13 protein-coding genes and 2 pseudogenes are annotated in these 17867 nt (G+C 65.3%); 7 read left to right on the top strand and 8 right to left on the bottom strand.

Annotation, left to right across the window (positions count from 1 at the left end; genetic code table 11):
* The first annotated feature begins 2 nt into the window (after window positions 1-2).
* A pseudogene (locus QA640_RS41395) lies at window positions 3-345 on the top strand (MmcQ/YjbR family DNA-binding protein).
* A gap of 7 nt (window positions 346-352) precedes the next feature.
* A pseudogene (locus QA640_RS41400) lies at window positions 353-920 on the top strand (nucleotidyltransferase family protein).
* 111 nt (window positions 921-1031) lie between these two features.
* Here the strand turns inward: QA640_RS41400 and QA640_RS41405 are convergent.
* The 3 genes from QA640_RS41405 to QA640_RS41415 all read right to left on the bottom strand — a co-directional run bounded on the left by QA640_RS41405 (window position 1032) and on the right by QA640_RS41415 (window position 3700).
* Entirely contained in the window at window positions 1032-1634 is a 603-nt protein-coding gene (locus QA640_RS41405) for a PAN domain-containing protein (protein ID WP_283038354.1), read from the bottom strand.
* 107 nt (window positions 1635-1741) lie between these two features.
* Window positions 1742-3112 carry a glutamate--cysteine ligase gene (locus QA640_RS41410; protein WP_283038355.1) on the bottom strand — a complete coding sequence of 457 codons (1371 nt, stop codon included), beginning with the start codon at window positions 3110-3112 and terminating at the stop codon, window positions 1742-1744.
* 99 nt (window positions 3113-3211) lie between these two features.
* Complete coding sequence (locus QA640_RS41415; protein ID WP_283038356.1) at window positions 3212-3700, bottom strand: MarR family winged helix-turn-helix transcriptional regulator; 489 nt, start codon at window positions 3698-3700, stop codon at window positions 3212-3214.
* 126 nt (window positions 3701-3826) lie between these two features.
* Between QA640_RS41415 and gstA the strand changes: the two genes are divergently transcribed.
* Window positions 3827-4441: a glutathione transferase GstA gene (gene gstA, locus QA640_RS41420; protein ID WP_283038357.1), complete on the top strand. Its 615-nt coding sequence runs from the start codon at window positions 3827-3829 to the stop codon at window positions 4439-4441.
* Window positions 4442-4567: 126 nt separating this feature from the next.
* Here gstA and QA640_RS41425 read toward each other — a convergent pair whose 3' ends face one another.
* The 4 genes from QA640_RS41425 to QA640_RS41440 form a co-directional block, all read right to left on the bottom strand.
* Window positions 4568-6781 carry an FAD-dependent oxidoreductase gene (locus QA640_RS41425; protein ID WP_283038358.1) on the bottom strand — a complete coding sequence of 738 codons (2214 nt, stop codon included), beginning with the start codon at window positions 6779-6781 and terminating at the stop codon, window positions 4568-4570.
* 18 nt (window positions 6782-6799) lie between these two features.
* The gene (locus QA640_RS41430) at window positions 6800-8008 is read right to left on the bottom strand and encodes an acetyl-CoA C-acetyltransferase (RefSeq protein ID WP_283038359.1); all 1209 of its coding nucleotides are present in this window, start codon (window positions 8006-8008) and stop codon (window positions 6800-6802) included.
* Window positions 8009-8064: 56 nt separating this feature from the next.
* Window positions 8065-9855, bottom strand: a complete 1791-nt coding sequence (locus QA640_RS41435) for an acyl-CoA dehydrogenase C-terminal domain-containing protein (RefSeq protein ID WP_283038360.1) — start codon at window positions 9853-9855, stop codon at window positions 8065-8067.
* A gap of 133 nt (window positions 9856-9988) precedes the next feature.
* Window positions 9989-10393, bottom strand: coding sequence for a nuclear transport factor 2 family protein (locus QA640_RS41440; RefSeq protein WP_283038361.1), 405 nt, complete (start codon window positions 10391-10393; stop codon window positions 9989-9991).
* 180 nt (window positions 10394-10573) lie between these two features.
* On the opposite strand from QA640_RS41440, the gene QA640_RS41445 reads away from it, so the two are divergent.
* The 4 genes from QA640_RS41445 to QA640_RS41460 all read left to right on the top strand — a co-directional run bounded on the left by QA640_RS41445 (window position 10574) and on the right by QA640_RS41460 (window position 16973).
* Complete coding sequence (locus QA640_RS41445) at window positions 10574-11161, top strand: PadR family transcriptional regulator (RefSeq protein WP_283038362.1); 588 nt, start codon at window positions 10574-10576, stop codon at window positions 11159-11161.
* 357 nt (window positions 11162-11518) lie between these two features.
* Window positions 11519-14962: a hypothetical protein gene (locus QA640_RS41450; RefSeq protein ID WP_283038363.1), complete on the top strand. Its 3444-nt coding sequence runs from the start codon at window positions 11519-11521 to the stop codon at window positions 14960-14962.
* 311 nt (window positions 14963-15273) lie between these two features.
* Window positions 15274-16191 carry a sulfite exporter TauE/SafE family protein gene (locus tag QA640_RS41455; protein ID WP_283038364.1) on the top strand — a complete coding sequence of 306 codons (918 nt, stop codon included), beginning with the start codon at window positions 15274-15276 and terminating at the stop codon, window positions 16189-16191.
* A complete protein-coding gene (locus QA640_RS41460) occupies window positions 16188-16973 on the top strand; it encodes a TIGR02186 family protein (protein ID WP_283038365.1) in 786 nt (261 codons plus the stop codon). Before QA640_RS41455 ends, QA640_RS41460 begins: the two co-directional genes overlap by 4 nt.
* Before the next feature lie 119 nt (window positions 16974-17092).
* On the opposite strand, the gene QA640_RS41465 is transcribed toward QA640_RS41460, so the two are convergent.
* A complete protein-coding gene (locus tag QA640_RS41465; protein ID WP_283038366.1) occupies window positions 17093-17866 on the bottom strand; it encodes an MBL fold metallo-hydrolase in 774 nt (257 codons plus the stop codon).
* Window position 17867: the final 1 nt, after the last annotated feature.

The following is a 17867-nucleotide window of genomic DNA, read 5'->3' on the forward strand; positions in this document are numbered from 1 at the left end:
GGGTGACCTTCGACGATGTCAGAAAAATTTGTGCTGACGTGGCCGGAGGTCGAGGACGGCTCCTCCTACGGCACGCCCGCCCTGAAGGTACGCAAGAAGAAGATGCTGGCGCGCCTGAAAGAGGACGGCGACAGCCTGGTGCTGCCGGACGTACCGATCGACGAGCGCGCGATGCGGGTCGAGAGCCGCCCAAAGCTGTTCTATTTCACCGATCACTACGCCGACTATCCTATGGTGCTGATCCGTCTGTCGAAAGCCAAGCGCGCCGACGTCGAGCCGTTCTTGCGACGGCGCTGGCGCATCCTGGCATCCAGATCGGCGCGGGCGCAGTATGACGCGGGTTGACGATCGCATGGACCGCGACGCGTTTCTTGCCCTGGCCCTGAAAAATCCGATCAACGTTGCGATCACCGACGCACTCGCTCAGCTAGCGCTGCCGGATGCCTGGCTGGTGTCGGGATGCCTGGTGCAGACGGCGTGGAACGTGATCACGGGGCGCGCCATCGATTACGGCATCGCCGATTACGATGTGTTCTATTTCGACCCTGACACCTCGTGGGAGGCGGAAGACGCGGTGATCCGCAGGCTGGCGGCCAGCCTGACGGATCTCGGCGTTAGAATCGAAGTGCGCAACCAGGCGCGGGTACGCCGACAAGCACGGCCTGCCCTATCCGCCGCTGACCTCTTCGACCGATGGCATCGACCGCTTCCTGACACGGAACACGCAGATCGGCATCCGGCGTGCAGGCGAGGGCTACGACGTCTACGCGCCACATGGGTTTGGCGATGTCGCGGGATTGATCGCACGCCCCAATCCAGGCCCGAATTTCTCCGCGGCGAATTACACGGCGAAGGCTCAGCGATGGAAGTCACTGTGGCCGGAGCTTACCGTGTGCGGCAAGCGAGACGCCGTAGGGTGAGCAAAGCAGCCGGGGAGTGTGAATGCGCGCCCGATGACAGGCTCCACGTGCCCACCACTTCTGTCGCAATCGGCGCAAGGGCGCCTCTGCCAACCCTACGTGTCGAGGCCCTTATCGCACCACGCCCGACGTAAACCCCGCCTTCCTGCGCGGCGGCTTGATTTCCTTCTTCAGGAAGCAGCGCGCTTGCCGGCCCGTGTAGCCGGGGCGGGCGAAGGTGAAGGCGCGGCACTTGTTGTCGGCGGTGCAGGCGGCCTTGCAGGCCTCCTCGCCTTCGTCGGCCTTCAGTTCGAAATTGCGCAAATCACCGCCGGGGCGGTCGATTGACGTCTCGACGCCCTCGACGCGCGGCTCGATCACACCCGCGCCGCGCACGCCAGAGATGCAGCAGTTCGCCGGAGAGCGCGGCGGCACGGTGTTCTTCAGCCAGCACACCGCGGGCGCGCCCTCGACGTCGGGATAGCTGAAGCTCCAGGACCGGCAGCGCCGATCGCGCTCGCACAGCAGCGCGCAGTCCTCGGGATCGCCCGACGCCACGGGCGTGTTGAAATAATCGCCGCCGGGCCGATCGAATGCGGTCTGGGCGCTCGCCGGCACGATGGCAAGCAGGACCACCAGCAGCATGACCCACGCCATACCCCGTGCCACGACCCTCGCCATGGCTCGTGCCATGACCTTTGCCATCAAGGCCCCAGGCAGGCGGCCTTTCCCCATCAGAACAGCTTTCGAGTTATTGAACGCGCTCAGTTTTTTTCAGCCGGTCATTTGATCGCCGCAAACCTGTACGGGCGATGAACGGCACGGGCCGCTGACCGGCTGAGCTAGAACGCGTAGTCCTCGTAGGCCGGTTCCACGGATTCCTTCCAGGCGCCCTGAAATTTCTCCAGCATCTCCTCGGCCGGTGTCCGCCCGCAATCGATGATGTGGTCCAGCGGCTCCAGATGGCGGGTTTCGTCGCGGCCGAGCTGGTCGATCCGGCCGCGGCGCCGCAGGCCGGCATGGGCCAAGACCAGGCATTCCTTGGCGATCTCGAAGAGGTAGCGGTCCTTGATCCGGGCCTTGAAGCCGAAGCGCGGCACATCGTCGCGCAACGCCTGGCGCTCATGTGCACTCCAGTGCTTCACCAGATCCCAGGCGGCATCGAGCGAGGTGTTGTCATAGAGCAGCCCGACCCAGAACGCCGGCAGCGCCGGCAGCCGGCCCCAGGGCCCACCGTCGGAGCCGCGCATCTCGAGGTAGCGCTTCAGCCGCACCTCCGGAAAGATGGTCGAGAGATGATTGGCCCAGTCCGACAGCGTCGGACGCTCGCCGGGCAGGTTGTTGTTGCGGCCGTCGAAGAAGGCTCGGAAGGAAGAGCCCGACACGTCGATGTAGTCATCACCGCGCTTGACGAAATACATGGGCACGTCGAGCGCATAATCGACATAGCGCTCAAAGCCCATGCCGTCCTCGAAGGCGAAAGGAAGCATGCCGGAGCGTGCATTGTCGGTGTCGCGCCAGATTTCCGAGCGGAACGACAGGAAGCCGTTGGGCTTGCCTTCGGTAAACGGCGAATTGGCAAACAAGGCGGTTGCGACCGGCTGCAGAGCGAGCGAGACGCGCAGCTTCTTGACCATGTCGGCTTCGGAGGAGAAGTCGAGATTGGTCTGCACCGTGCAGGTGCGATACATCATGTCGAGGCCGTATTTGCCGACCTTCGGCATGTAGTTGGTCATGATCTTATAGCGGCCCTTCGGCATCACCGGAATGTCGGCGCGCGACCAGGACGGCGTCATGCCAAGGCCAAGGAAGCCGATGCCGAGCGGGGTCGCGATCTCCCGCACCTGCGCCAGATGCGCCATCAGCTCGCTCTGCGTCTGGTGCACGGTCTCGACCGGCGCGCCGGACAATTCGAACTGTCCGCCCGGCTCGAGCGAAATCGCGCCGCCGCCGGTAACGTCGTAGAGGCCGATGATGTTGCCCTTCTCCACGATCGGCTCCCAGCCGAGCAGGAGCTTCATGCCTTCGAGCAACGCGCCGATGCCGCGCGCGCCCTCGTAAGGAACCGGACGGCGGCCTTCGAGCGTGAACGGCGTCTTCTCATGCTCGGTGCCGATGCGGAAGTCGTCCACCGGCTTGCAGCCGGCCTCGAACCACGCAACGAGCTCGTCGCGCGATTGCAGCGGCGTCATATCGATCTGGTCTCGCGCCATATCAAACTCTAATCAAAAGCGCTTCGACCGAACGCGCGCGGGTGACAGGGATGGTCCGCGAACCCACCGGTTGCGCGGACATGTTGGTTTGCTGCGGCATCATCGCAACGGCGTGCTCTCGCTGGCGATCGGCAGCTTCATCTCGCCGCAGGAGCAACCGAGACGGTCGAGCAGACCGCTGAGCTTGACGGCGTCCGCATCGGACAATTTCGAGCCGACATACTTCTCGATTGCGGCGGAATAGGCACCCCACATCCGCTTCTGCAACTCGCGGCCGGCTTCGGTGATCTCGACGAACTGGCCGCGCTTGTCGATCTTGCATTCGCGGCGCACGGCGAGGCCCTCGTCGACCAGACGATCGATCAGCCGCGAGGTCGAATATTGCGGGATCAGCATCTGACGCTCGAGCTCCACCGGGCGCAGCTCGCCCGAGGGCGCGCGCGACAGCTCGATAAGCGCATCATACCAGGCGAGCGGCGGGAAGCCGGCCTTCTTCAGGTCCTGCTCCACACAGTCGAGCACCCGGCTCTGCACCCGCATCAGACGGATCCAGGCGGCGGTCGCCTCGGTCGATGGTTTGCGTTTCATGGTCCCGCTCAAGCTAGTAGCATGTTCTTAGCGCACTTGATGCACGTGCATCAATCTTGACTATTCCATGCAGGTGCATCTAGGAATTCCTTCGCCCCAACCAAACCGTCGGCAGGAGAAAATTCCATGAAACTATATTATTCGCCGGGCGCGTGCTCGTTGTCCCCCCACATCGCCCTCCTGGAAGCCGACCTGCCCTATGAGCTCGTCAAGGTCGATATCCGCGCCAAGAAGCTTGAAAACGGTGAGGATTTTCTGAAGGTCAACCCGAAGGGCCAGGTGCCGGCGCTCGGTCTCGATAGCGGCGAGATCGTGACCGAAGGCCCGGTCATTGTCCAGATGATCGCCGATCAGGCCTCGGCCAAGGGCCTGGCGCCCGCGCGCGACAGTTCCGAGCGCTACAAGCTGCTGGAGTGGCTGAACTTCCTCACCTCGGAGGTACACAAGAGCTTTGGCCCGCTGTTCTCGCCGGTGCTGGCCGACGATGCCAAGGCGTTCTTCAAGGACCGTGTGATGGGCAAGCTGGAATATGTCGACGGCCAGCTCGCCGGTCGCGACTATTTGATGGGCAAGCAGTTCACCGTCGCCGACGGGTATCTCTTCACCATGCTGACCTGGGCCGAGCGGTTGAAGTTCGATCTCTCAGCCCTCACGAACCTCCTCGCCTACAAGGCCCGCGTCGCCGCACGGCCGAAGGTGCAGGAAGCTCTCAAACGGGAAGGGCTCGCGCAGGCGGCGTAAGGCTCCGCGTCCACGAACAGGCGGAAGGACCGGATCGCTGATCCGGCCTCTTTTTTCTCGGACGCGTAGCCCGCCCGGATGGAGCGCACGCTCCATCCGGACCGGCTACAGGTGCCGCTCTTGCTGCTAGGCCGCCGATTTCTTCGGCGCGAAGCGGCCATAGAAGGTCTCGCCCTTCGCCGCCATCTCCTCGAGCAGTTTTGGCGGGGTGAAGCGGGAGCCGTATTTGGCTTCGAGCTTGTGGCAGAGCTCGACGAACTTCTTAGGCCCCATGAAGTCGATATAGGACAGCGTGCCGCCGGTGAACGGCGCGAAGCCGAAGCCGAGGATCGAGCCGACGTCCGCTTCGCGCGGATCGGTGATGACGTGATCCTCCACCGTGCGCGCGGCTTCCACCGCCTGCACCACCAGGAAGCGCTGCTTCAATTCCTCGACATCGAGCGTATCGGGGTCGAGCTGCTTGGGCTGCAGCGCTGACAGACCCGGCCACAGGCTCTTCTGGCCTTTGCCCTTTTCCGGATAGTCGTAAAATCCCTTGCTGTTCTTGCGCCCCAGGCGGCCCTGATTCTCGACCATCTCCACCATCAGCTTCTTCTGATCGGGGTTGATGGCGTTGGGGCCGAGATCCGCTTCCGTCGCCTTCATGATCTTGAGGCCGAGGTCGAGCGCGACCTCGTCGGACAGCGAGAGCGGACCGACCGGCATGCCGGCCATCTTGGCGCAGTTCTCGATCATCGCCGGCGGCACGCCTTCCAGGAACATCTCGTTGCCTTCGGCGACGTAACGGCCGACGCAGCGGTTGGCGAAGAAGCCGCGGCTGTCGTTCACGACGATCGGCGTCTTGCCGATGGTGCGGACATAGTCGAGCGCCGTCGCCAACGCGACGTCGCCGGTGTTCTTGCCGAGGATGATCTCGACCAGCATCATCTTCTCGACCGGCGAGAAGAAGTGGATGCCGACGAACTTGCCCTGGTCCTTGAAGCTTTCCGCGAGCGAAGTGATCGGCAGCGTCGAGGTGTTCGACGCGAAGATCACGTCCGGCTTCAGATGTTCCTGCGCCTTCGCAAACGTCTCCGCCTTGACCTTGCGATCCTCGAACACGGCCTCGATGACGAGATCGACGTCCTTCAGCGCCGCATAGTCGGCAGTCGCCGTGATGCGCGCGAGCAGCGATTCGGCGTCCGCGGGCTTGGCGCGGCCCTTCTTGATCTGCTCTTCGATCACCTTCTGAGCATGCGCCCTGCCCTTGTCGGCGCTTTCCTGGTCGCGATCGATCAGGACGACGTCGAGACCGGCACGGGCCGAGACGTAGCCGACGCTCGCGCCCATGAAGCCGGCGCCGATCACGGCGATCTTCTTCACCTTGGTCGGCGGCACATCCTTCGGACGGCGCGCACCCTTGTTCAGCTCCTGGATCGACAGGAATAGGCTGCGGATCATCGCGGCTGCTTCCTTCGAACGCAGCACCGAGGTGAAGTAGCGCGACTCCACGCGCAGCGCGGCGTCGATCGGCAACTGGAGGCCCTCATACACGCAGCTCATGATCGCGCGCGCGGCCGGGTAGTTGTCGTAGGTCTCGCGGCGGTAGATGGCGTTACCCGCCGGGAACATCATCATGCCGTTCTTGGAGAATACAGGGCCGCCGGGGAGCTTGAAGCCCTTTTCGTCCCAGGGCGCGACCGCCTTGCCGCCGCCCTTGATCCAGTCCTTCGCCGCCTTGATGAGATCGGCCGCAGGAACGATGGCGTGGATCAGGTTGAGCTGCTTGGCCCTGTCGAGCGCGACGGGATCGCCCTTGAGCAGGATGGTCATGGCATCCTGCGGCGGCACCAGGCGCGGCACGCGCTGCGTGCCACCGGCCCCGGGAAACAGGCCGACCTTCACCTCGGGCAGACCGAGGCGCGTCTTGGGATTCTCCGCCGCCACGCGATAGTGGCAGCACAGCGTGATCTCGAAACCGCCGCCGAGCGCCAGCCCGTTGATCGCAGCCACCCAGGGCTTGCCCGAGGTCTCGATGGAACGCAACACCTGCGAGAAGCGCCGGCTCTGGTCGAACAGCATCTGGTTCGCGGCCGTCTCGCCCTGCTCCTTGAAGACCCTTGCGTAGGCCTGGTTCATGCCCTCGAGCATCGACAGATCGGCGCCGGCGCAGAACGCCTCCTTGCTGGAGGTGATGACGACGCCCTTCACCGCGGCATCCGCCGTGGTTTCCTTGACGATCGCCTCGAGCTCGCTGGTCGAGGTCTCGTCGAGCACGTTCATCGAACGGCCCGGGATGTCCCAGGTGACGAGCGCGATGCCGTCAGCGTCGGTCTCAACCTTGAAGTTCTTGTAAGTCATGTTGGTTGCTCCCTAACCTTAGACGCGCTCGATGATGGTCGCGGTGCCCATGCCGCCGCCGATGCACAGCGTCACCAGCGCGGTCGACTTGTTGGTGCGCTCGAGCTCGTCGAGCACGGTGCCCAGGATCATCGCGCCGGTCGCCCCTAACGGATGACCGAGCGCGATCGCGCCGCCATTGACGTTGATCTTGGCGTTGTCGATCTCGAACGCCTGGATGTAGCGCAGCACGACGGAGGCGAAGGCCTCGTTGAGCTCGAACAGGTCGATATCCGACTTCTTCATGCCCGAGCGCGCAAACAGCTTTTCGGTGACGTCGACCGGGCCGGTCAGCATCATCGCCGGCTCCGAACCGATATTGGCGAAGGCGCGGATCTTGGCACGCGGCTTCATGCCGTACTTCGTGCCTGCCTCCTTGCTGCCGAGCAGCACGGCGCCCGCGCCATCGACGATTCCGGAGGAATTGCCGGCGTGGTGCACATAATTGACGCGCTCGATCTCCGGATGCGACTGGACCGCAACCGCATCGAAGCCGCCCATCTGCGCCATCATGGTGAAGGACGGCTGGAGCTGCGCCAGCGACTGCATCGTCGTCGAGGGACGCATGTGCTCGTCCTTGGCGAGGATGGTAAGGCCGTTGATGTCCTTCACCGGCACCACCGACCTGTTGAAGCGACCTTCGTCCCAAGCCTTGCCGGCACGCTGCTGGCTCTGCACCGCGTAGGCGTCGACGTCATCGCGGGAGAAGCCGTATTTCGTGGCGATCAGGTCGGCCGAGACGCCCTGCGGCATGAAATAGGCCGGCACTGCCATCGAGGGGTCCATTGGCCATGCACCGCCGGAGGCGCCGATGCCGACGCGGCTCATGGACTCGGCGCCGCCGCCGATCACCAGCTCATGCTGGCCGCTCATCACCTGGGCGGCAGCGAAGTTCACGGCATCGAGCCCGGAGGCGCAGAAGCGGCTGATCTGCACGCCGGGAACGGCTTCGCCGAGGCCGGCTTTGAGTGCCGCGAAGCGCGCGATGTCGCTGCCGGCCTCGCCGACGGGATCGACCACGCCAAGCACGACGTCATCGACGGAGTCCACGGGCAGGTTGTTGCGCTCCTTCAGCGCCTGCAGCGGCACGGTGGCGAGCGCCAGCGCGGTGACCTCGTGCAGCGCGCCGTCCGGCTTGCCGCGGCCGCGCGGCGTGCGAACGTGGTCGTAGATGAATGCCTCAGGCATGACGCCCTCCTGATGTGATGTTCAAATGCGATTGGGACCTGGCGACGGAAGCGGACTTAGAATGCTTCCGCCGGCAGTTCCATGATGGTGGCGCAGCCGGCCTGGATGCGCGCGAGATGCGCCGCGGTTTCCGGCAGCATCCGCTCCATGAAGAAGCGGCCGGTGACGAGCTTGGTGGAGAGATAGGGCGTGGCCCCGGACTCGGCAATCTTCCCCAGCGTGACTTTGGCCATCCGCGCCCACATGTAGCCGAGCGCGACGAAGCCGAAGAGATGCAGGTAATCGGTTGCGGCGGCACCGGCATTGTCCGGCTTCATCATCGCGTTCTGCATCAGCCAGGTGGTGGCCTGCTGGAGATGACCGAGCGAGGTCGAGAGCGGCGCGAGAAAGGGCTTCAGCGCCTCGTCGCCGCCGTTCTCCTTGGCGAAGCCCATCACCTCGCCGAAGAACGCCATGATGGCGCGGCCACCGTCGCGCGGCAGCTTGCGGCCGACGAGGTCGAGCGCCTGGATGCCGTTGGCGCCTTCATAGATCATGGCGATGCGGGCATCGCGCACGAACTGCTCCATGCCCTGCTCGGCGATGTAGCCGTGGCCGCCATACATCTGCTGCGCCTGCACCGCGTTGGCAAAGCCGTAGTCGGTGAGGAAGCCTTTCAGCACCGGCGTCATCAGGCCCATGTGATCGTCGGCGGCCTGACGGTCCTTGGGATCTTCCGAGCGGTGGGCGACGTCGCTCTTGAGCGCGGTCCACACCACGAAGGCGCGCGCGGCCTCGTTGAAGGCGCGGATCGACAGCAGGGTACGACGCACGTCGGGATGCACGATGATCGGATCGGCCGGCTTGTCCGGCGCCTTCGCGCCGGTGAGCGCGCGGCCCTGGATGCGCTCGCGCGCATAGGCGACGGCGTTCTGATAGGCGACTTCCGACTGCGCGAGGCCTTGGACTGCGACGCCGAGGCGGGCCTCGTTCATCATCACGAACATGCCCTGCATACCCTTGTTCTCTTCGCCGACCAGCCAGCCGGTAGCGTTGTCGTAGTTCATCACGCAGGTGGAATTGCCGTGGATGCCCATCTTGTGCTCGATCGAGCCGCAGACCACACCGTTGCGCTGCCCCACCGAACCATCGGCGTTGACCAGGAATTTGGGCACCACGAACAGCGAGACGCCCTTGATGCCGGCGGGTGCTCCCTCGATGCGGGCGAGCACGAGATGGATGATGTTGCCAGTGAGATCATGCTCGCCGGCCGAGATGAAGATCTTCGTGCCTGAGATCTTGAAGCTGCCGTCCGCCTGGCGCACCGCCTTGGTGCGGAGCATGCCGAGATCGGTGCCGCAATGCGGCTCGGTCAGGTTCATGGTGCCGGTCCATTCGCCCGCCACCATCTTCGGCACGTAGGTCTTCTTCTGCTCGGGCGTACCATGCACCAGCAGTGCCGCGGTCGCGCCCATGGTGAGGCCGCCATACATCGAGAAGGCCATGTTGGCCGAGCACTGGAATTCGTTGACCGCCTGGCTCAGCGTGACCGGCAGACCCTGGCCGCCATATTCGGTCGGCGCGGAAAGGCCGAGCCAGCCGCCTTCTGCGACCTGCCTGAAGGCGTCCTTGAAACCCTTCGGCGTGGTGACACTGCCGTCATCAGTGCGCTTGCAGCCTTCGAGATCGCCGACGCGGTTGAGCGGCTGGAACACCTCTTCGGCGAGCTTGGCGGCTTCGCCCAGGATCGCCTCGCGCACATCGCTCGATGCGTCGGAGAAGCCGGGCAGATTGTCATAGCGGTCGATCTGGAAGACGTCGTTGAAGAGGAAGTTCACGTCTTCGACGGGGGCTTTATAGATCGGCATGGCGTTCTCCCGGCATGGGGCCGTTAAGTGGTGGTGTTCTTGAAAACGCCCTGCGGCGCAGTCTTTGTCGCGAGTCTAGCGGTTTCTGCAACCTCAGGGCAGGTGGTATCGAACAGGCAATTCGGCGAAAGCCTCACTGTGCTGCGAGCTGCTCCGCCATCAGGCGGTGCAGCATGTTGATGGCCTTGAGCGGACGCACCATGACCTTGAAATGCGTGATGCGGCCGTCGTTATCGAAGGTGATGATGTCGACACCGTTGATCTCGATGCCGTCGATCTGGGTCTTGAATTCGAGCACGGCGCCGCTCGCGCTCTTCCACTCGCCGACATAGCTGAAGGCAGGGCCGCCGAGCACCTTCTCGGCGCTCGACAGATATTTGAAGGTGATGTCGCGCCCGCGCTGCGGCGTGTGCACCACGGGACTTTCAAAGACGACGTCGGGATGCAGAAGGTCCCAGAGCGCGGCGCCGGCTTCAGCGCAGTCTTCAGCGCGGTCTTGGGACTTCATGTAGCCGTACCAGGAATCGAGGCCGGTCATTCTCAGGGTGCCTCCCTTGATAAAGCCCCTTGGCGAAAAACTCGAAAACAACCCCATGCAAAGGAGCCCGAAGGCCGACGCCGGCGGGTCCTTGGCCCACGTCATATGCACATTGACGCATATGCGCCAATGCGCATAAAGTCAAGTCAATTGGTCGGGAACGTCTTAAGGGAGCGTGTCATGGCGCTGGGCGACGCAATTCTCGCATGCCTGACGGAACGTCCGATGACGGGCTACGAGCTCGCCAAGACGTTCGACTCCTCGATCGGCTTCTTCTGGAAAGCCGACCACCAGCAGATCTATCGCGAGCTCTCCAAGCTGCGCGATCGCGGCTACATCCAGGGCCGCGAGGTCGTGCAGTCCGGCAAGCCCAACAAGCTGGTTTATACGCTCACCGAGGAGGGACGAACAGCGCTGCGGCACTGGGCCGCGCGCCCGAGCACCCCGGCCTCGACCAAGGATGACCTCCTGGTCCGCCTCCACGCCCTCGACAGCATCGACATCGAGCCCCTGCGCACCGATTTGATGGCGCGCCTGGAGCACCACCGCGACCGCCATGCCAACTACGAGCGCATCCTGAAGAAGCGTTTTCCGGACGGGGAGGCATCGGGCGTGCTCGATCTCGGCAATTTGCTGCTGCTTCGCCTCGGCGCCCGGCACGAGCAGATGGTGGCCGACTTCTGCGAGGAGGCACTCGAGGCGCTGTCGACCATGAGCGCGCGCGGCACCGTAGTGCCGATCGACGAGGGCAAGCGCGAGAAGGGCTGAGCCGCGCAGGCGGTGCCCGTCACCTCTCCCGCTTGCGGGAGAGGTCGCGCCGAAGGCGCGGGTGAGGGCTTTCTCCTCTTGGGGATTGTCCCATTGAGGAAACACCCTCTCCCCAACCGCCCCGCGCGCGGAGGAGGGAGCGCACCGGTTACGTGGCGACCAAGTTCATCCCCAGTTCCCGCCGCCCAACTTTAAGACAGCGGCGACGGCTTCCTTAACCCGTTATTTACCGTAACGGAGAAAAGTCGGTTCTTGAGGCAGACGACCCGCGCCGAATGGAATTGTCTCTGCAACTGGGACGCGCGGGAAAGCTGGAGGCATCGGGTGGGATGCCGAAGTCGGAACCGGACAGAAGTCATGAATTCGCGCGTATCGTGGAGTGTTGACGGCATCGATCCATCCGTCAGGGAACGGGCCGAGGCAGCCGCGCGCCGTGCCGGCATGTCACTCAACGATTGGCTGAACTCCACCCTCGGCGACACCACCCCGCCGAACTTCCGCGCGTCCTACGAGCAGCGTCCACAAGCCCCGCAGGCACCAAGTCAGGAAAGCCGCGACGTCGCCGACATCCACCAGCGGCTCGACGCTATCACCCAACAGATCGAACGGATTTCAAAGCCCGCGCCGCGCCAAGACGCCTCGCGCGAACAAGACGCCTCGCGCGAACAAGGCGCCTCGCGCGAGCAGGGCGTCGCGCGCCAGTTGAACGATGCGATCTCGCGGCTGGATGCGCGGCTGTCGCAGATCTCGCGGCCGCAAGGGCAGCCAGCACCGCGGCCCGCTCCGGCCGAGACGCGGCAGCGCCAGGCCGAGATGGTCGAGCGCGCGGCCGCGCAACTCTATCGCAACTCGCCACCGCTCAGTCCCGCCTCGCTCGACGTTGCGGTGGCCGAGATCTCCGCGCGGCAGAACGAGCTCGACAGCTTTGCGCCCAGGCAGATGCCGCCGCGCGCCGCGCCTTCGATTGCACCTGCCGCGCCCATGGCAGCTCCCCTGGCACCTCCCCTGGCGCCGTCTGCTGCCGCTTACGCCCCGCCCGCCGCCTACGCACCGCCGCCGCAGCCAAGTCCCGACTTCTCCGCGCTCGAGCGGCATCTCCTCAAGATCACCAGCCAGATCGAGGCGCTGCAGCGCCCGGATCATATCGAGCAGTCGATCACGGCGTTCCGCAACGAGCTTGCGGAAATCCGCCACGCCATCACCGAGGCGATGCCGCGCCGCGCGATCGAATCGATCGAAAACGAGATCCGCTCGCTGCATCGTCGCATCGACGAGACGCGCACCTCCGGCACCGACGGCCAGGCGCTTGCCGGCGTCGAGCGCGCACTGTCCGAGATCAAGCAGGTGCTGCGCACGCTGACGCCGGCCGAGCAGCTCACCGGCTATGACGAGGCGATCCGCAATCTCGGCGCCAAGCTCGACCTGATCCTGCGCGCCAATGACGATCCGGGCACGGTGCAGCAGCTCGAAGGCGCGATCTCGGCGCTGCGCGGCATCGTATCCAACGTCGCCTCCAACGAGGCGCTGGCACGGCTCTCCGAGGACGTGCAGCTGCTGTCGACCAAGGTCGACCAGATCGCCCGCGCTTCCGCCCCGAGCGGCGACAGTTTTGCGGTGCTGGAGCAGCGAATCGCGGCGCTCACGGCTGCGCTGGAGACGCGCGAGCGGCATGCGCCGTCCGAAAGCACCGAGCATCTGGAGAACGCGATCCGCGCGCTGTCCGATCGCTTCGACCGCATGCAGGTCGGTGGCGACTCCGCCTCCACCTTCGCGCATCTCGAGCAGCGCGTGTCGTATCTGCTGGAGCGGATCGAGGCTGCCTCCGATCCGCGCAACGGCAATCTGAGCCGCGTCGAAGACGGGCTGCATGACATCTTGCGGCATCTGGAACGGCAGCAGGCGACCTATGCCGCGCTCGCCGAGAGCCGCAGCTCGGCACCCGCTTCCGATTCCGGCGTGATCGACCTCGTCAAGCGCGAGCTTTCCGACATCCGCTTCAGCCAGGCCGAGACCAACCGCCACACGCAGGACTCCCTCGAAGCCGTGCACAGCACGCTCGGCCATGTCGTCGATCGCCTTTCGATGATCGAGGGCGATCTGCGCGCGGTGCGCAGCGCGCCACCTCAGGCCGCGCCACAGGTCTTCGCGACACCGGCGATGCCGGCCGAACCCGCGCGCAGCGCGATGCCGCCGCAGCCGCCGCCCAAAGCGGACATCAAGCCCGATCTGCCCAATCCGGCCGCGGCGCAGGTGGCCTTCGTCGCGGCGCCGCGCGACTTTCACGCCGCAACGCCGGCTGCTCCCCCACCGGTGCCGGCGACCCAAGTCACGGCACCCTTGCCGCCGCGCGCGATCAGCGAAATCCTCGAGCCGCATGTCGCGCCTGCGCGCGCTGCGATCGCGCCCGAGCTGCCGCCGGATCATCCGCTGGAGCCGGGCACGCGGCCGAGCGGACGCGCCGCCACGCCGTCGGAGCGTATTGCCGCGTCCGAAAGCGCGATCAGCGAAATCCCCGCCCCGCCGAAGGAGCCGGTGTCGTCGTCGAGCTTCATCGCCGCCGCACGCCGGGCCGCACAGGCCGCAGCCGCGCAACCCGAGAAGCCCGGACGTGGCGGCAAGGCCGCCGCCGGCGGCGCCGCCAACGACAAGGGCAAGGAAGGCTCGACCATCACCTCGAAGATCCGCTCGCTGCTGGTCGGCGCGAGCGTGGTCGTGATCGTGCTCGGCACCTTCAAGATGGCGATGAACCTGCTCGAAGGCGGCGGCAACGCCCCGCCGCCGCCGGCGATGGAGAGTCCCGCGAGCGCGCCCGCGCCGCAAGCCACCGTCCCCGCCGAGAACAGCGCAAAACCCGCCGTGCCCGAGCAGGTCACGCCGTCGATGACCTCGCCGACCCCGCTCGGCCGGCAATCCCTCAACAGTGCCGCTCCCGCCAGCTCCAGCGGCGCCGCGTCGGTCGAGATCCCACCCGCACCGGCGGGGACTGCGCCGTCGCCCGCCGCAGGCAATGGCGACATCACCGGCGCAATTCCGACGACACCGTCGCGCACACGGCTCGGCACCGTCCAGGTGCCGCCGAGCGAGCGGCTGGCCGACGGCATCGGCGGTCCGGTGCTGCGCGCCGCCGCGATGAAGGGCGATGCGACCGCGGCCTATGAGATCGGCTTGCGCTTCGCCGAAGGCAAAGGCGTGGCTGCGAATTACGAGGAAGCCGCCAAATGGTATGACCGCGCGGCGCAGGCCGGCGTGGTGCTCGCGACCTTCCGGCTCGGCACGCTCTATGAGAAGGGCTTGGGGGTGAAGAGGGACACCGACATCGCCCGCCGCTACTACACGCAGGCGGCCGAGCGCGGCAATGCCAAGGCCATGCACAATCTCGCGGTGCTCGACGCCGATGGCGGCGGACGCGGCCCCAATTACAAGAGCGCGTCGCAGTGGTTCCGCAAAGCCGCCGATCGCGGCGTCGCCGACAGCCAGTACAATCTCGGCATCCTCTATGCCCGCGGTATCGGCGTCGAACAGAACCTCGCCGAGTCCTACAAATGGTTCAGCCTGGCCGCCGCCCAGGGTGACTCCGATGCGGCGACCAAGCGCGACGATGTTGCCAAGCGCCTCGACCCGCAATCGCTCGCCGCTGCCAAGCTCGCGATCCAGACGTTCAGTGCCGAGCCGCAGCCGGATGATGCCGTCAACGTCGCAACGCCCGCCGGCGGCTGGGACAGCGTCCCGTCGCAGGCCAGCACCAAGCCCGCGCCCAAGCCGGTCGCGATCAAGCGCCAGGCGGCCTTGACCGAGCATTGATTTCTATTTTCCCCTCATGGTGAGGAGCGCGCCCTTGCGCGCGTCTCGAACCATGCAGGCCGGCTCTCGGTCCGGGCCTCGCCCTTCGAGACGCCTGCTGCGCAGGCTCCTCAAATTGAGGCGAGATAGTGAGATTGTGGCACTCCTTCACCACGCTCTGAGATCCTGATCCGCCTGCGGCGAAAAACGCGGTGGGCGGATCAATTCGTTATCCCTCCGCGCGCCAAATTCAGCTAATGAGGGACGCGGCAATCGTTCCGCCTTCCCGCGAGCATTCCGCAATCCGATCCGTCTCGCCGGAACGTGGTACGATGCAGCTTTACCTCCCCATTGCGGATCTTCCGGTCAATGTGTTCCTGGTGCTCGCGATGGGCGCCGCGGTCGGTTTCGTCTCGGGCATGTTCGGGATCGGCGGCGGATTCTTGATGACGCCGCTCCTGATCTTCATCGGAATTGCGCCCGCGGTCGCGGTCGCTTCCGTCGCGAGCCACATCGCGGCCTCGTCCTTTTCCGGCGCGATCTCCTATTGGCGGCGGCGCGCGATCGATCCGGCGCTCGCAACCGTCCTGTTATGCGGCGGCGTGACGGGCACCGCGCTCGGGGTGTGGACCTTCACGCAGCTCCGCGCGCTCGGCCAGCTCGACCTGATGATCGCGCTTTCCTATGTGGTGCTGCTCACGACCGTGGGCAGCCTGATGTTCTCGGAAGGCCTGCGCGCGATGATGCGGACGCGGCGCGGCGCCGTGCCGCCGCGGCGCACGCACAGCTGGATCCACGGCCTGCCGCTGAAGATGCGCTTCAAGCGCTCGAAGATCTATTTGTCGGTGATCCCCGTCGTCGTGGTCGGCATCATCATCGGCTTCATCGGCGCCATCATGGGCATCGGTGGCGGCTTCATCCTGGTGCCGATCATGATCTATCTGTTGCGGGTGCCGACTTCGACCGTGATTGGAACGTCGATGATCCTGACGCTGGTCACGATGCTGTTCGCCACCATGCTGCATGCGGTGACCAATCATCTCGTCGACGCGGTGCTGGCGCTGATCCTGATGGTCGGCGGCGTCACCGGCGCGCAGTTCGGCGCCCGCGCCGGACAGAAGATCCGCGGCGAGCAGTTGCGGCTGCTCTTGGGCCTGTTGATCCTCGCCGTCGGATTGCGCTTCGCCGTCGAGCTCGTGATCCGTCCCGAAGACCTCTTCACCATCCGCGAAATCGGAGTGACGGGATGATCGCACGTGCAATCATTGCGAATTTCCTGGCTGCTCTCCTGATGCTGCTGCTCGGCGGCGCCGCGCGCGCCGAGCGGCTGATCGTCTCGGTCTCCAACCACCGCGTCACCGTGACGCCGAACTATTCCGGCGAGGAGCTTGTGCTGTTCGGCTCGGTGGAGAGGGACGCGGCGACGCCTGCGAATCGCAACGCCTACGATCTCGTCGTCACCGTGCTGGGCCCGCGCGCCGACATGGTGACGCGGCGCAAGGAACGAAAGTTCGGCATCTGGATCAACACCGACTACCGGCAATTCTTGCAGGTGCCGAGCTATCTCGCGCTGTTCGCCAATCGCCCCTTCGACCAGATCACCTCGCCCGAGATCGCGCGGCGCCAACAGATCGGGCTCAACAACGTGCGGCTGACCCAACGCGTCGGCACCGATTATGCCGACGTGGTGCCGGACGACGCGTTCCGCAGCGCCTTCATCCGGCTGCGCACGCAGCGCGGGCTCTATCGCGAGGATCCGTCCGCGGTCACGTTCCTGACACCGACGCTGTTCCGCACCGGCATTCCGCTGCCCGCCGAAGTGCCGATCGGGACCTATGAGGTGGAAATCAAACTGTTCGCGAGCGGTGCGCTCGTGACCAAGACGGAGACGGCATTCGAGATCGTCAAGGTCGGCTTCGAGCAGTTCGTCGCCGGCAGCGCGCGGCAGAACGGATTGATCTACGGCCTCGTCACCGCCGCCCTGGCGCTGATGTGCGGCTGGGCCGCGTCGATCGTGTTCCGGAAGGACTAACCACGAACTCCGTCATTGCGAGCGAAGCGAAGCAATCCAGAATCTTTCCGCGGAAACAGTCTGGATTGCTTCGTCGCTTCGCTCCTCGCAATGACGGGTGGTGACAGCTATGCGCGCGATCACGGCGCCTCGATCACCGTCGGCACGCCGGGCTCGAGCAGGCGCAGGCGCGGGCCGAAGCCGAGCACGTCGAAGGACTTGCGCAGGTCCTCGCCGTTCTGGCGGAAATGCGCCCAGCCTTCGGTATGCACGGGCACGATCACCGCATCGGGAAAAGCGCGCGCGGTCTCGATCGTGTCGTTGGTGTCCATGGTGAGATGGAACGGTCCACGCGTCTGCGCGGCGCCGGCAAACGGCAGCACCACGCCGCAATCGAAACGGCGCGCCACCTCCGCAACGCCGTCGAACCAGGTGGTGTCACCGCTGATATAGATCGAGCGGCTATCCGTGTTGCTGGATGACACCACGAAGCCGATGACGTCGCCCGATAGCGGCTCGATGCCGGCCGGACCGTGGCGCGCCGGCGTCGCGGTGATGGTCAGCCTGTTGCCGTCGCGATCCCTGACCTGCGTCGTATCCCAGGGCGCAAGGCCTTCGACGTGACCGCCGAGCCGCTTGGCGCCGGCCTCCGTCGTCAGCACGCGCTTCACCTTGAAGAGAAGTTCGCGACCGGAATTGTCGAGATTGTCCGAGTGCTGGTCGTGGCTGAGCAGCACCGCATCGACCGGGCCGATCGCATCCGCTTTCAGCGCGGGGCCGATCGTCTTCTCCAGCTTCACATGCGGCAGCTGATAGGCGCCCGGACCATCGAAGGTCGGATCGGTGAGGAGGCGGAAGCCGTCGATCTCGATCAGCGCAGTCGGGCCGCCGATCAGGGTGATGGAAATGGGCATG

The sequence above is a fragment of the Bradyrhizobium sp. CB82 genome (assembly GCF_029714405.1).
In the GTDB taxonomy this organism is placed as follows: Bacteria; Pseudomonadota; Alphaproteobacteria; order Rhizobiales; family Xanthobacteraceae; genus Bradyrhizobium.

Coding starts and splice junctions, on each gene's coding strand:
- QA640_RS41410 (WP_283038355.1), bottom strand. CDS start 3,112: ATGGCGCGAGACCAGATCGATATGACGCCGCTGCAATCGCGCGACGAG.
- QA640_RS41405 (WP_283038354.1), bottom strand. CDS start 1,634: ATGGGGAAAGGCCGCCTGCCTGGGGCCTTGATGGCAAAGGTCATGGCA.
- QA640_RS41465 (WP_283038366.1), bottom strand. CDS start 17,866: ATGCCCATTTCCATCACCCTGATCGGCGGCCCGACTGCGCTGATCGAG.
- QA640_RS41440 (WP_283038361.1), bottom strand. CDS start 10,393: ATGACCGGCCTCGATTCCTGGTACGGCTACATGAAGTCCCAAGACCGC.
- QA640_RS41460 (WP_283038365.1), top strand. CDS start 16,188: ATGATCGCACGTGCAATCATTGCGAATTTCCTGGCTGCTCTCCTGATG.
- QA640_RS41445 (WP_283038362.1), top strand. CDS start 10,574: ATGGCGCTGGGCGACGCAATTCTCGCATGCCTGACGGAACGTCCGATG.
- QA640_RS41425 (WP_283038358.1), bottom strand. CDS start 6,781: ATGACTTACAAGAACTTCAAGGTTGAGACCGACGCTGACGGCATCGCG.
- QA640_RS41455 (WP_283038364.1), top strand. CDS start 15,274: ATGCAGCTTTACCTCCCCATTGCGGATCTTCCGGTCAATGTGTTCCTG.
- QA640_RS41415 (WP_283038356.1), bottom strand. CDS start 3,700: ATGAAACGCAAACCATCGACCGAGGCGACCGCCGCCTGGATCCGTCTG.
- QA640_RS41435 (WP_283038360.1), bottom strand. CDS start 9,855: ATGCCGATCTATAAAGCCCCCGTCGAAGACGTGAACTTCCTCTTCAAC.
- QA640_RS41430 (WP_283038359.1), bottom strand. CDS start 8,008: ATGCCTGAGGCATTCATCTACGACCACGTTCGCACGCCGCGCGGCCGC.
- QA640_RS41450 (WP_283038363.1), top strand. CDS start 11,519: ATGAATTCGCGCGTATCGTGGAGTGTTGACGGCATCGATCCATCCGTC.
- gstA (WP_283038357.1), top strand. CDS start 3,827: ATGAAACTATATTATTCGCCGGGCGCGTGCTCGTTGTCCCCCCACATC.